This is a genomic window from Clostridium thermobutyricum DSM 4928, from assembly GCF_002050515.1.
GTDB classification, from domain to species: Bacteria; Bacillota; Clostridia; order Clostridiales; family Clostridiaceae; genus Clostridium; species Clostridium thermobutyricum.
The window spans coordinates 164,114-178,564 of record NZ_LTAY01000037.1 but is presented as its reverse complement, the minus strand read 5'-3'; the positions used below and the strand labels follow the sequence as shown (position 1 = coordinate 178,564).

Here is a 14,451-nt window from a genome sequence, read left to right as displayed (position 1 = left end):
CATAGAAAAATAAATTCATTTAAAAAAGAATTAGTTAATATAAAAAAAATAATATAAATTTTTAAAATATATTGAAAGATTTAACTTTAACAACTATAATTTTATAAAAAAAGTATATTTTGGGGTGATAAAATGAATTTTGAAAAAATAATTAAAACTGATAAAGAAATTTACAGTTTAATAGAAGAAGAATTAGATAGACAAGAAGAGGGAATAGAGCTTATAGCTTCAGAAAATTTTACTAGTGAAGCAGTTATGGAAGCAATGGGGTCATATTTAACTAATAAATACGCTGAAGGATATCCAGAAAAAAGATATTATGGTGGATGTGAAGTTGTAGATAAAATAGAGCAAATAGCTATAGATAGAGCAAAAAAATTATTTGGAGCAGAACATGCTAATGTTCAACCACATTCAGGATCACAAGCTAATATGGCTGTTTATTTTACAGTTTTAAATCCAGGAGATACGGTATTAGGAATGGATTTAAGTCATGGTGGTCATTTAACACATGGTTCAAAAGTAAATTTTTCAGGAAAATTATTTAATTTTGTTTCTTATGGAGTAAATAAAGAAACTGAAATGATAGATTATGAAGAAGTTAGAAAAATAGCTTTAGAAAATAAACCGAAGCTTATAGTAGCAGGGGCTAGTGCATATCCAAGAGTTTTAGATTTTAAAAAGTTTAAAGAAATAGCTGATGAAGTAAATGCTTATTTAATGGTTGATATGGCACATATTGCAGGATTAGTAGCAGCTGGAATTCATCAATCTCCAATACCATATGCAGATTTTGTAACAACTACAACACATAAAACATTAAGAGGACCTAGAGGTGGACTTATTTTATGTAAAGAAAAATTTGCAAAAGATTTAAATAAAAATATATTCCCAGGTATGCAAGGAGGTCCTTTAATACATGTAATAGCAGGGAAAGCAGTATGTTTTAAAGAAGCTTTAGAACCTAGTTTTAAAGAGTATGCTAAGAATGTAGTTGAAAATTGTAAAGTTCTAGGAGAAGAATTAGTTAAAAAAGGTTTTAAACTTGTATCAAATGGAACAGATAATCATCTTATTTTAGTTGACTTAACTAATAAAAATGTTACAGGAAAAGAAGTTGAAAATCTTTTAGATAAAATAGGAATAACTTTAAATAAAAATACTGTTCCAAATGAAACAAGAAGTCCTTTTGTAACTTCAGGAGTTAGAATAGGAACAGCAGCAGTTACAACAAAAGGATATACAACAGAAGATATGAAAGAAATAGCATCAATAATAAATGATGCAATAGAAAATAAAGATGGTGATTTAGAAGAATTAAAGATTAGAGTAAAAAAATTAAGTTCTAAACATCCAATGTATAAATAAGTTTAAAAAGGCTGATCAATTTTTGATTGGTCTTTTTTTATAGCAATGTTCCTAAAATAAGAAAAAGAATATATTATATTATAAAAATTTATAGGAATGAGGTTATGAGCGCTAATAGACTTTTAAAATTAACTAAGACTTGTAAAAAAATAAATATAGATAAAGAAAGTAAAATTGTATTAATGAGTGATGTGCATAGAGGAGACGGAGGAAGTAGTGATAGTTTAATAGGAAATAAAAATATATATCTTTCAGCACTTAGATATTATTATAAAGAAGATTATACTTTAATAGAAATAGGTGATGGAGATGAATTATGGAAAAATAAAAATTTCGTAGATATAGGATATATTTATAAAGAAGTTTTTAGAATGCTAAATAGATTTAATACAAAAAATAAATTATATATGCTTTATGGTAATCACGATAAGAAAAAAAATAGTAAAAGATTTATAGAAAAACAAAAAAAACTTTTTAGAAAGATAGATAAGGATTTTGGAAAAGACTGCTTAAATTTAATAAATAATATTGAATTTTTAGAAGCCTTATCTTTAAAATATATTCATAATGGAAAAGAAATTTTTTTAACTCATGGACACCAGCTTGATTTTATGAATGATGAATTAGAATTAGTTAGTAGATTTTTAGTAAGATATTTATGGAGATTTTTAGAAGGGGTAGCAGGTTTTAAAGAGCCAATATCATCTGCTAAAAATTATAAAAAAGGAAGTAAAGTAGATAAAAAATTAAATGATTTTGCTAATAAAAATAAAAAGATGATTATATGTGGACATACTCATAATGTAAAATTTCCTGAAGTAGGAAAAGGTCTTTATTTTAATGATGGATGTTGTGTAAATCCAGGTATAATAACTAGTTTAGAGATAAATAATGGTCTTATTACACTTATTAAATGGAGTATAGAAGTAAATGAAAGTAACAATCTTTATATAAAGAGAGGAATCATAGATGGACCTGAAAGAATTGGCGATTATTTGAAATATACAGATTAAAAAACTATAATAAATTAAAAGAACATATTTATAGGAGGAAAAAGATATGAAGTTTATAGATTTACACTGTGATACAGCTAGTAGATTATTTTATGAAAAAAATTTAGAGTTAAAGGATAGCATATGTAAAGTTGATATAAATAAATTAAAAAAAGGGGACGCTTTAATGCAAATGTTTGCTTTCTTTATAGATTTAGGAGAAATAAAAAGAAGTCCCTTGGATGAATTTTTAGCTATGTATGATAACTTCAAAATTCAATTAGAAAAAAATAAAGATAGCATAGAATTATTTGATGGAAAAATAGATTTAAATAAATTATATGCTTGTCTTACAATAGAAGAAGGAGAAGTATTAGAAGGAAATCCTTATAATGTAGAAAAGATAAGTGATATGGGAATAAAAGCGGTTACACTTACTTGGAATTATGAAAATAGTATAGGATATCCTAACTTTAATTTTGTTCATAAAGATAAAGGGTTAAAGAAGACAGGCTTTGATATTGTTGATGAATTAGAAAGATTTAATATAATACCAGATTGTTCTCATTTATCAGATAGAGGATTTTGGGATTTAATAGAGCATTGTAAAAAACCATTTATAGCTACTCATTCTAATGCAAGAGCTATTCAAAATCATCCAAGAAATTTAACAGATGAAATGATAAAAGCTTTAGGAAATAAAGGTGGAATAACAGGAATAAATTTCTGTAGTGATTTTGTTGCTGATTCAGAAATAACAAAAGTAAAAGATTTAGTTCGTCATATGAGCCATATAAGAAATAAAGGTGGAATAGATATTTTGGCTTTAGGAAGTGACTTTGATGGAATAGAAAATGAAGTAGAAGTTAAAGATTGTAGTTATATGGGAATATTAATAGATGAAATGAAAAAAGAAGGTTTTACAGTAAATGATATAGAAAAAGTATTCTATAAAAATGCAATGAGGATCTTTAAGTAGGAGAGCAGAATGGGAAAATTAACTGGTAAAGTAGCTATAATAACAGGAGCAACAAAAGGGATAGGTTTAGGGATAACTAAAGCTTTTTTAGATGAAGGAGCTATGGTTTTAGGAACTTATTCTAAAGATGAAAAGAGTAAAATTAAAGCTGAACAAGAGTTAGAAAACTTTAAGGGAAATGTAAGGTTTTTTAAAGCTGATATAAGTGATTTTAGCTTATCAAGTGAAATATGTAATAAAGCAAAAGAGTATTTTGGGAAAATAGATATCTTAGTAAATAATGCAGGAATAAGCAAAATAGGTCTTTTTATGGATTCTACAAAGGAAGATATAGAAAATTTATTTAACATAAATCTTTTAGGTCCTATATATTTAACTAAAGAAGTAGTAAATCATATGATATCTACTGGAGGATCTATTTTAAATATATCATCTATATGGGGAGACTGTGGAGCATCTTGTGAAACTTTATATTCTGCTAGTAAAGGTGGAATAAATCTTTTTACTAAAGCATTAGGAAAAGAACTTGCTATGGCCAATATAAGAGTTAATGCTATTGCCCCAGGAGTTATTAATACTGATATGAATTCTTTTCTAAATGAAGAAGAAAAAGAAGAATTAAATGAAGAAATTCCAATGGGAAGGTTTGGAGATGTATCTGAAATTGGAAAGCTTGCAGTATTTTTATGTAGCGAAGATTCTTCATATATAACTGGTCAAATAATAAAAGCAGATGGTGGAATGATATAAAAAAATAAGACAAAAGTATAAATGCTTTTGTCTTATTTTTTTTTTATAATTTTATATTTTAAATATATTAATCAACTTGCTCTAAAGGAGCTTTAATAGTAAATAAAACACCTTCTTCTATACTTCTTAAATCATATTCAAATTTGTGCAAATCTAATATATTTTTTACTATTGCTAATCCTAAACCAGCACTATTTTTTTCACGATTACCTGATTTATCTAGTCTATAAAATTTATTGAAAAGATTGTCATATTCATTTTCAGGAATAAAAGCATTTGTATTTAATAATTTAATAATAACAAAATTGTCATCAGTAGATTCAATAGAAAGCTTTATTTCTGAATTTTCAGGAGTATATTTTATTGCATTAGACATTAAATTTGTTAAAACTTGATTTAATTGAAGAACATCTCCTTTTATATATGAATACTCATTTTTAGGTATAAACTCTAAAGATAAATTTTTTTCTAAACATTCTAAAGAAAAAGTATTAATAATTTTTTTGGCTAATCTATTTATATTAAATATTTCAAATTGTGGAGTAACTGCACCAGATTCTAATTTTGATAATTGGAGCATATTAGAAACTAATTTACCCATTTTTTGTGATTCATCTATTATTATTTGTAAATATTCATCTCTGTCTTCGCCTTTTACTACTCCATCTTTTATTCCTTCTGCATAACCTTCAATTATTCCTATTGGAGTTTTAAGTTCATGACTAACACTTGCAATAAAATCTTTTCTCATAACTTCTAGTTGTCTTTCTTTTTCAATATCTTTTTCAAGCTTTAAATTCTTTTCTTTTAATTCACCTAAAGTAGATTCTAGTTTTTCAGAAAGAAAATTAAAAGTTTTAGCTAAGTTTCCAATTTCGTCTTCTTTTTTTATATTGCATCTTTCAGAAAAATCCATTTCGCTCATTTTTTTTGCAACATTATTTATTTGGATAAGTGGGCGAGAAATTTGTCTACTATAACAATAAGATAAAAGTATAGAAAGTATTATAGCTCCTATAAAAATATAAATATAAAATTCACTAATAATATTACTAGCTTCTAAAATAGGTTGAATTGATGCTACACAAAGTATTATAGAATCATTATTAGAATTAGTGGATATAGCAGAAGCAATTCCTATATTTTGACCTTCGATACCAGAAAAATGAGTTGAAACAGTTTTATTTTGTGAAAGTATATTATAAAGAACAGATTTATTTTTTAATATATCTGAACAAAAACTTTTTAATATTGTTAAATCATGTTCATCAGTATAAGATTCACCTGGTATAAATTTTAATTCTCCATTAAGCGAAAATATTGCAATTTTGGCTCCATTTACATCTTCAAAATTTTTTAAAGCAGAATATAATTGCATATTATTGGATAAATGTCCCGTATACTCATATTTAAATTTATTTATTGCTGTTATTAAACTATCTGTTTTCTTTTTTTCATAAAAGCTCTCAAATATAAAAGTTTGAGCTACAAGGATTAATATTAATAAAGTTACTAATATAAAAAAAGTTATAAAAAATATTTTTTTTGATAAAGAAAGCTTTTTAGATAATGAGAACTTCATTATTTCACCTCAAATTTATAGCCACTGCCACGAACAGTAACTATAGAAGAAGATTTATCAGATAATTTTTCTCTTAATCTTTTAATATTAGTATCTACAGTTCTTATATCTCCGTAATAATCAATCCCCCATACATGATCTAATATATTGTCTCTTGAAAGAGCAATTCCTTCGTTATCAGTTAAATAAACAAGAAGTTCATATTCCTTTGGTGAAAGTAAAACCTCTTTATCATGTATATAAACTTCATGAGACAGCTTGTTTATAAGAATGCCATTAAAATTTTTAGTACTTGAATCAACTTGTGTACTAGTTCTTTTAAGTAAAGCCTTAGCTTTAGCTAATAATACTTTAGGACTAAATGGTTTAGTCATGTAATCATCTGCACCAAATTCATATCCTTGAAGTTTATCTTCCTCTTCACTTTTAGCAGTTAATAAAATAACTGGAATAGTTGAAACCTTTCTTATTATTTCTAAAAATTCTAGTCCATTCATTTCAGGCATCATAATATCTAATATAATAATGTCTACTTTGTTTTCTCTAAAAAGTTTAAGACCTTCAGCACCATTATTTGCTTCTAAAACATCAAAGTTTTCACTAAGAAAATAGTCGCGTATTAAAAATCTAATTTTTATTTCATCTTCAATTATTAGCACTCTATTCCCCATAAAAAAACCTCCTAATTAAATATAGTATTAATTACATTATATATAAAAAAAATACCTTGTAAAACATATGTTTTTATAAACTGCTTTAGGTTTTATCATTTTTGTAGTAAAATACATAAAAAGATATTATATTTAAACTGACAATAAAACTGTAATGGGAGTGGGATATGATTAAGTTAAATTTTGATATAAAAAAACATAAATTGGAGAATGGATTAGAAGTAATAACAGTTAAGAAAGACACGCAAATAGGTGCTATAAATATAGGATTTAAAATAGGAGCAATGTTTGAAAGTATAAAAGAAAAAGGAATAAGTCATTTTGTAGAACATATGCTTTTTAAGGGAACTAAGAATTTAAACAATGAAGAACTTAATAGAGAATTAGAATCTTTAGGTGGGGAGTATAATGCATATACAGATTATGATGCTACTGTATATACTATAGGTTGTTTAGAGGAAGAAATGGAAAATGCAACAAAATTATTAGGAGATATGGTTATAAATTCTGTTTTTGAAGAAGAAGAAATAGAAAAAGAAAGAAGTGTTATTTTAGCAGAACTTAGAACTGGAAGAGATGATATAGAAGATTTAAGTTTTAAAAAGACAAATGAAATAGCATTTGAAAAGGGATATTTAAAATGGGAAGTTATAGGACTTGAGGAAAATGTCAAAGCTTTTAACAGAGATGATATAGTAAATCATTTTAATCAATTTTATGTCCCAAGCAATGCAATAGTTACAATAGTTACTTCACTTGAACATGAAGATGCATTAAATATGATAAAAAGATCATTTTCAAATTGGGAAGACAAAAAAGTAAATAAAATATCTCCTATAAAAGAAAAAAATAAATGTATAAGAAAAATAAGTTATAAAGATGACATAGAGCAAAGCACTATAATTTATTTATATACTTTTGATGATTTATCAAAAGAAGATGAATTACCTCTTAGAATTTTAAATCATAGATTAGGAGAAAGTTCAAATTCAATTCTTTTTAGAGAAGTTAGAGAAAATAGAGGATATGCTTATGATATATTTACACATTTAGATATAAGCAAAGATTCAAAAAGCCTTTATATTTATACTTCTGTAGGAGATGAAGATGTTGAAAAAACAGAAAAAGTAATAGATTCTATTATAGAAGATATTACAAATGGTAAAATAACTTTTAATGATAGAGACTTAGATATAATGAAAAAAGTTCATAAAACTGCTGTAATAAGCACTTTAGAAGATTCATCAGAGCTTTGCAATTATATTCTTCATCAAGAATTATCAGAAGAAGATTTATTAGAATTTGTTAAGGACATGAATAGATTAAATCTTATTAAAAAGGAAGAAATACAAAAGGTTGGAAGTAAAGTGTTGAAAAGTCCAACAGTTCATATATTAAGAAGAAAAGAGGACTAAACTTTTGGGAAAAATAACAAAATTAGAAGAGGGAAAAAGAAATAAAAATAGAGTAAATGTATATATAGATAATAACTTTTCATTTGCTATGGATTTAGAATTAATTTATAAAATGGGTTTAAAAGTAAATTCTGAAATAAATGAAGATGAAATTAGAGAAATAGCAGTAAAAGAAGGTTTTTCAAAATGTAAGGAAAGTGCTATTAGGACAATAGAGAGAAGTTATAAAACAGAAAAAGAACTTAGAGATAAATTACATGAAAAAGAATTTTTAGATGAACAAATAGACTATGCAATAGATTTTCTAATAAAATATAATTTTTTAGATGATGTAAAGTATGCAAGAATGTATGTAAAAGATAAACTTTTTAATCAAGGGAAAAATAAAATAAGATTTTCACTTGAAAGAAAAGGTATAAGCAGAGATATAATAGAAGAGATTTTTCAAGAATTTGATAATGGAGAAGAATTAGAAAGAGGTTTGTATCTTTGTGAAAAAAAATATAACTTATTAAAAAAGAGAGAGACAGACAAATATAAATTAAAAGACAAATTATTTAGATATTTAGTAGGAAGAGGTTATGATTTTTCAACATCAAAGGAAATAATAAATAAAATACTAAATGATAATGAATACTAAAATGGAGGAATAATGGAAGGAAATATACCGATATTAATATGTTTAATTGTAATATTATTACCAGCATTAAAAGCCGCATACAATTCCTTAAGAATAAAAGAATTTGATTATGTATTAAATGAAGTTACAGGAAGTTTTTCATTAATAGTATCTATATTTATAATATTTAATTTTTTTAAACCATTAAATAATTGGATAAATACTTTTGTATCTAGTTTAAACTTAAGTCATATTATAGAGTATTTATTAAAAATGGGACTACTTATAGGAAGCTTTTTAGTAATTAATTCAATTTTATATAATCTTTTTAGAATAATAAATAGATTTTTAATTTGGAAACAGATAGAATTTTTAGAGGACAAAGGTGTTTTTAGATTTATAATATCTACTTTTCTTGGAGCTATAAAAGGTTTTTTAACATTAATTCTTATATTTATAGCGGTTATCTTTATAAATAAAAGTGGAGTAATAGATAAACAGATAAATATCTTTAATAATATAAAAGTTTATAATATATTAGAACAAAATGTTGATACACAAAAAATAAGCGAAATAAAAAGTGGGCTTATAAAAGATTCTAATATTCCTACAATTGTTTATTATAATGGAGTCACATTATCACAAGGAGTAAAAAGTGATTCGGCTATAAATGAAAAAGCACTAGAAATAACTAGAAATGCAAAAACAGATTTAGAAAAAGCGAGAATAATTTATGCTTGGATAGGAAGTAACATAACTTATGATGACAAAAAAGCAGAAGAAGTTATGAATGGAGATAAAAATGTTAAAAGTGGAGCAATAGTAGCTTTTAATACAAGAACTGGAATTTGCTTTGACTATGCATGTCTTTATGTAGCAATGGCAAGAGCTGTAGATTTACCTGTAAGACTTATTACTGGAACAGCATTTAATGGAAAAGAATATATAAGTCATGCATGGAATCAAGTATATATAAAAAGTTTAGGTAAATGGATAAATGTTGATCCAACTTTCTATAAAGCAGGAGATTACTTTAATAATAGTAATTTTAATGAAGATCATAAAGAAGAAAGTATAGCAGGACAATGGAATTAAAAAAAGATTAGGAGAGTTTTATTTAAAAACCTCCTAATCTTTTTTATATTTTGAAATTAAAAGTTTTATTGCCTTTTCACATTCTTCATCACTATTATTTAATGCCCAAGCCATATTAAAGTAAATTAAAGCCTTTTTATGAATATCTTGCATAGCGTAGCAATATCCAAGATTGAAAAAATATTTACTTTCCCTTTGGATATCAATTGCTTTTTTTAACATATCAATTGCAGAAGAATATTCTTTTAACTTTATAAAACATACACCTGCATTATAATATGAGCATGCTTGATTATCATTAGATTTAACAGCTTTTTTGTAAAAATCAATAGCTTTTTTATACTCATGAGTATTATATAATCTGTTACCTTCATTAAAATAATTCAAAATATAACCTCCTAGATAGAATGTCTGTTATAATTATTTACATTATGGGCATTATTTGTATATTATATACATAAAATAAAAAAATATGATATTTTAAATTAATTTTAAATTTTACAATTATAGTTGATTTAGAATTAAATATTATATAATATCAATATATGCGATTTAATTTAAAAATAAAGAGGTGTAAACAATGGAAAAATTTAAACTGGGGCTAGATGTAGGGTCTACAACAGTTAAAGTTGTCTTATTAGATAAACAAGACCAAATGGTTTTTAGTGAATATAGAAGACATTTTTCAAACATAAAGCAAACCATAATAGACATTATGAAGGAATGTTTTGAAAAATTTGGAGATTTAAAATTATCTGTAACTATAACTGGATCAGGAGGACTTTCTATGGCCAATTGGTTAGGAGTAAAGTTTGTTCAAGAAGTTATAGCATGTACAGAAACTATTGAAAATGTAATTCCACAAACAGATGTAGCTATAGAGCTAGGGGGAGAAGATGCAAAAATAACTTATTTAAAAGGTGGAATAGAACAAAGAATGAATGGTTCTTGTGCTGGGGGGACAGGAGCTTTCATAGATCAAATGGCATCACTTTTAAATACTGATGCTACAGGGTTAAATGAATTAGCTAAAAGCTATACAGTTATTTATCCTATTGCTTCAAGATGTGGTGTATTTGCAAAAACAGATGTTCAACCACTTATTAATGAAGGTGCTAAAAAAGAAGATATTGCAGCATCAGTACTTCAAGCAGTTGTTAATCAAACAATTGGTGGACTTGCTTGTGGAAAACCTATTAAAGGGCATGTAGCATTCTTAGGAGGACCTTTATATTTCTTATCAGAATTAAGAAAAAGATTTATAGAAACTTTAGAGCTTACTGATGAGGAAATAATATTTCCAGAAAATCCTCAGCTATTTGTTGCAATGGGAGCAGCTCTTTTATCAAAAGAAGAAGATCCTATAGATTTCGTAGACTTAATAGAAAAAGTAAATGGAATGAGCGATGCTAAGGATGATGAAGTATTAAGATTAGACAAATTATTTAAAACTGAAGAAGAGTTTAATAAATTTAACGAAAGACATAATAAAGCAAAAGCTAAGAGAGCAGATATAAAAGATGCAAAAGGAAAAGTATTCTTAGGTATAGATGCAGGATCAACAACAACAAAAGTAGTTTTAATAAATGAAAATGATGAAATAATTTATTCATACTATGGTGGAAATGGAGGAAATCCATTAAAGAAAATCGTAGATATTATGAAAGAATTATATTCTGAATTACCTAAAGAAGCAAAAATAGCAAAAGCTACTGTTACAGGATATGGAGAGGCTCTTATAAAATCAGCTTTACATATGGATTTAGGAGAAATAGAAACAATAGCTCACTATAAAGCAGCAGATCATTTCTTGCCAGGAGTAGACTTTATTCTTGATATTGGTGGTCAAGATATGAAGTGCTTAAAAATAAAAAATGGAGTAATTGATAGCATACTTTTAAATGAAGCATGTTCATCAGGATGTGGTTCTTTTATAGAAACTTTTGGAAAATCTTTAGGGTTAGAAGTTGAAGATTTTGCAAAATCAGCATTAGATTCAGATAGTCCAGTTGACTTAGGATCAAGATGTACAGTGTTTATGAATTCAAAAGTTAAACAAGCTCAGAAAGAAGGAGCTTCAGTAGGAGATATTTCAGCAGGTCTTTCTTACTCAGTTATAAAAAATGCTTTATATAAAGTTATAAAAATTAGAGACCCAAAAGAAATGGGTGAAAAAATAATAGTTCAAGGTGGAACTTTCTACAATGATGCAGTTTTAAGAACATTTGAGTTGATTTCTGAAAGAGAAGCAGTAAGACCAGATATAGCAGGACTTATGGGAGCTTTTGGAGCAGCTATAATTTCTAAGGAAAGATATGTAGAAGGAGAAGAATCTACTATATTAAAAGAAGATCAATTAAAAGATTTTGATATGACATCTGAATTTAGAAGATGTGGTCTTTGTGGAAATAACTGTCTTTTAACTATAAATAAATTTACTACTGATGAAGAATTTATTTCAGGAAATAGATGTGAGAGAGGATTAGGTATTCAAATAAAGAAAGATACAGTACCAAATCTTTATAAATATAAATTCAAGAGAACTTTTGGATATAAACCATTATCAGTTGAAGAAGCTAAAAGAGGAACTATAGGATTACCTAGAGTATTAAACATGTATGAAAACTATCCTTTATGGTTTACACTTTTAACTGAACTTGGTTTTAGAGTACAATTATCACCTGTATCATCTAAATCACTTTATGAAAAAGGAATAGATACAATACCGTCAGATTCAGCTTGTTATCCAGCTAAATTAGTTCATGGTCATGTTGCAGCACTTATTGAAAGAGGATTTAAAAATATCTTCTATCCATGTATATCTTATGAAAAGAAAGAATTTAGCGATTCAAATAATCACTATAATTGCCCTATGGTAACTTCATATCCAGAAGTTATTAAAAATAACATGGATGCAATAAAAGAAAAAAATATTAATTATATGGCTCCTTTCTTCTCATTAAATGATGAAAAAGTTCTTGCAAAAAGAATTGTTCAAGAATTTAAAATGTTTAATGTAACATTAGATGAAGCTAAAATGGCAGTCAAAAAGGCATTTGAAGAAAGAGAAGCTTATAAACGTGATTTAAGAGAAAAAGGTGAAGAAACTCTTAAATATTTAAAAGAAAACAATATGAAAGGTATTGTTTTAACAGGTAGACCATATCATGTTGATCCAGAAATAAATCATGGTATACCGGATGTTATAGCCTCATTTAAAATGGCTGTAATACCAGAAGATTGTATTTCTCATTTAGGAAAATTAACAACTAAATTAAGAGTAGTTGACCAATGGACATATCACGCAAGACTTTATAGAGCAGCAGCTTTTGTAAGAGATTGTGATGAACTTGAAATGATACAACTTAACTCATTTGGTTGTGGACTTGATGCTGTAACAACAGATCAGGTAAATGAAATATTAGCTGAAAAAGGTAAAATTTATACAGTATTAAAGATAGATGAAGGAAATAACTTAGGAGCTGCGAAAATAAGAATAAGATCTCTTAAAGCTGCTATTGAAGAGAGAGATAGAAATAACTATAAACCAGTATATGAAGATAATTCATACAAAAATATAGTATTTACAAAAGAAATGAGAAAAACTCATACTTTACTTGTTCCACAAATGTCTCCAATTCACTTTGATAAATTAGAAGTAGCAGGTAGAGCAGCTGACTTTAATATAGAAATATTACCAGCAAATGATACTCATGCAGTTGATGAAGGATTAAAATTTGTTAATAATGATGCATGTTATCCATCAATAATAGTAGTTGGACAAATAATTGCAGCTTTAAAATCAGGAAAATATGATTTAAATAATACTTCAGTTATAATAAGTCAAACTGGAGGAGGATGTAGAGCAACTAACTACATTGGATTCTTAAAACTTGCTCTTAAAAATGCAGGTTATGAAAATATACCAGTATTATCATTAAATGCTGTTGGACTTGAAAAACAACCAGGATTTAAGATAACTCTTAAATTTGTTAAGAAAGCCCTTATGGCACTTATATATGGAGATTTATTCATGAGAGTTTTATATAAAACAAGACCTTATGAAAAAGTTAAAGGATCAGCAAATAAGTTATATGATAAATGGAATGAAATTGCAAAAGAAAATATAAAAAATGGTGGTAAAAAAGAATTTAATAATATTATCAGAGGAATAATAAAAGACTTTGATAATTTAGAATTATTAGATATTAAGAAACCAAAAGTAGGAGTAGTTGGTGAAATTTTAGTTAAATATCATCCAACTGCAAATAATGATATTGTAAACTTATTAGAAAGAGAAGGAGCAGAAGCAGTAGTTCCAGATTTACTTGATTTCTTCTTCTATTCAGCATATGATAGCGACTTTAAGCAAAAATTCCTAGGAACAGGAAAACTTGAAAGAAATATAAGTATGCTTGTTATGAAATATATGGATAGCTATAGAAAAGTTATGAAAGCTGAACTAGATAAGAGTAAGAGATTTGAAGCACCTAGAGATATTAGAGATTTAGGAAAGCTTGCATCAGAAATACTTTCATTAGGACATCAAACTGGAGAAGGTTGGTTCTTAACAGGAGAAATGATAGAACTTATAGAGTCAGGTTCAGAAAATATAGTTTGTATGCAACCATTTGGATGTCTTCCAAACCATGTAACTGGTAAAGGGATGATGAAAGCTTTAAAAGCTAAATATCCACAAGCTAATATTGTTGCAGTTGACTATGATCCAGGAGCTTCAGAAGTAAACCAAGTAAATAGAATTAAGCTTATGCTATCTGTAGCATTTAAGAAATTAAAAGAAGAAAAATAATATTTTTAGTAAAAAACAGAAATATTGACAAAAAGAAAATTATAATATAACATATTATATAAATTATAATTGTATAAAAAAAGGCTTAGAAAAAGAGGAGTAAGAATAAGAAATATTAAAGAGAGAAGGGATTAGGTGAGAGCCCTTTATAGGAATTATTCTGAAGGTAG

Annotated in this window: 11 protein-coding genes and 1 other annotated feature (1 of these 12 running past the window's edge); of the genes, 8 read left to right on the top strand and 3 right to left on the bottom strand. The window is 26.3% G+C overall.

Annotation, left to right across the window (positions count from 1 at the left end):
- Positions 1-132: 132 nt before the first annotated feature.
- The 4 genes from CLTHE_RS07915 to ymfI all read left to right on the top strand — a co-directional run bounded on the left by CLTHE_RS07915 (position 133) and on the right by ymfI (position 4,089).
- Positions 133-1,368 (top strand): serine hydroxymethyltransferase, encoded by a 1,236-nt coding sequence (locus CLTHE_RS07915; protein WP_080022765.1) that lies wholly within the window; start codon positions 133-135, stop codon positions 1,366-1,368.
- Between the two features lie 104 nt (positions 1,369-1,472).
- Entirely contained in the window at positions 1,473-2,381 is a 909-nt protein-coding gene (locus tag CLTHE_RS07910; RefSeq protein ID WP_080022764.1) for a metallophosphoesterase, read from the top strand.
- A gap of 46 nt (positions 2,382-2,427) precedes the next feature.
- Positions 2,428-3,339 (top strand): dipeptidase, encoded by a 912-nt coding sequence (locus CLTHE_RS16885; protein WP_169840825.1) that lies wholly within the window; start codon positions 2,428-2,430, stop codon positions 3,337-3,339.
- 9 nt (positions 3,340-3,348) lie between these two features.
- The gene (gene ymfI / locus CLTHE_RS16880; RefSeq protein WP_169840823.1) at positions 3,349-4,089 is read left to right on the top strand and encodes an elongation factor P 5-aminopentanone reductase; all 741 of its coding nucleotides are present in this window, start codon (positions 3,349-3,351) and stop codon (positions 4,087-4,089) included.
- A 67-nt stretch (positions 4,090-4,156) separates the two neighbouring features.
- Here ymfI and CLTHE_RS07900 read toward each other — a convergent pair whose 3' ends face one another.
- Positions 4,157-5,671, bottom strand: a complete 1,515-nt coding sequence (locus CLTHE_RS07900; RefSeq protein WP_080022763.1) for a sensor histidine kinase — start codon at positions 5,669-5,671, stop codon at positions 4,157-4,159.
- The gene (locus CLTHE_RS07895) at positions 5,671-6,342 is read right to left on the bottom strand and encodes a response regulator transcription factor (protein WP_080022762.1); all 672 of its coding nucleotides are present in this window, start codon (positions 6,340-6,342) and stop codon (positions 5,671-5,673) included. The genes CLTHE_RS07900 and CLTHE_RS07895 overlap by 1 nt, the downstream gene beginning before the upstream one ends.
- A gap of 167 nt (positions 6,343-6,509) precedes the next feature.
- On the opposite strand from CLTHE_RS07895, the gene CLTHE_RS07890 reads away from it, so the two are divergent.
- From CLTHE_RS07890 to CLTHE_RS07880, 3 genes are read left to right on the top strand one after another with little or no spacing between them, the layout of a single operon-like run.
- The gene (locus CLTHE_RS07890) at positions 6,510-7,757 is read left to right on the top strand and encodes a M16 family metallopeptidase (protein ID WP_080022761.1); all 1,248 of its coding nucleotides are present in this window, start codon (positions 6,510-6,512) and stop codon (positions 7,755-7,757) included.
- A 4-nt stretch (positions 7,758-7,761) separates the two neighbouring features.
- Positions 7,762-8,397: a recombination regulator RecX gene (gene recX / locus CLTHE_RS07885; RefSeq protein ID WP_080022760.1), complete on the top strand. Its 636-nt coding sequence runs from the start codon at positions 7,762-7,764 to the stop codon at positions 8,395-8,397.
- A gap of 12 nt (positions 8,398-8,409) precedes the next feature.
- Positions 8,410-9,471, top strand: coding sequence for a transglutaminase domain-containing protein (locus CLTHE_RS07880; protein WP_080022759.1), 1,062 nt, complete (start codon positions 8,410-8,412; stop codon positions 9,469-9,471).
- Between the two features lie 33 nt (positions 9,472-9,504).
- Here CLTHE_RS07880 and CLTHE_RS07875 read toward each other — a convergent pair whose 3' ends face one another.
- On the bottom strand, positions 9,505-9,858 hold the full coding sequence (locus tag CLTHE_RS07875; protein ID WP_002597633.1) for a tetratricopeptide repeat protein: 354 nt from the start codon (positions 9,856-9,858) through the stop codon (positions 9,505-9,507).
- Positions 9,859-10,051: 193 nt separating this feature from the next.
- Here CLTHE_RS07875 and CLTHE_RS07870 point away from each other — a divergent pair, with 193 nt between their 5' ends.
- A complete protein-coding gene (locus tag CLTHE_RS07870; protein ID WP_080022758.1) occupies positions 10,052-14,281 on the top strand; it encodes a 2-hydroxyacyl-CoA dehydratase in 4,230 nt (1,409 codons plus the stop codon).
- A 77-nt stretch (positions 14,282-14,358) separates the two neighbouring features.
- Positions 14,359-14,451 (top strand) — a binding site (T-box leader) (it continues 126 nt past the right edge of the window).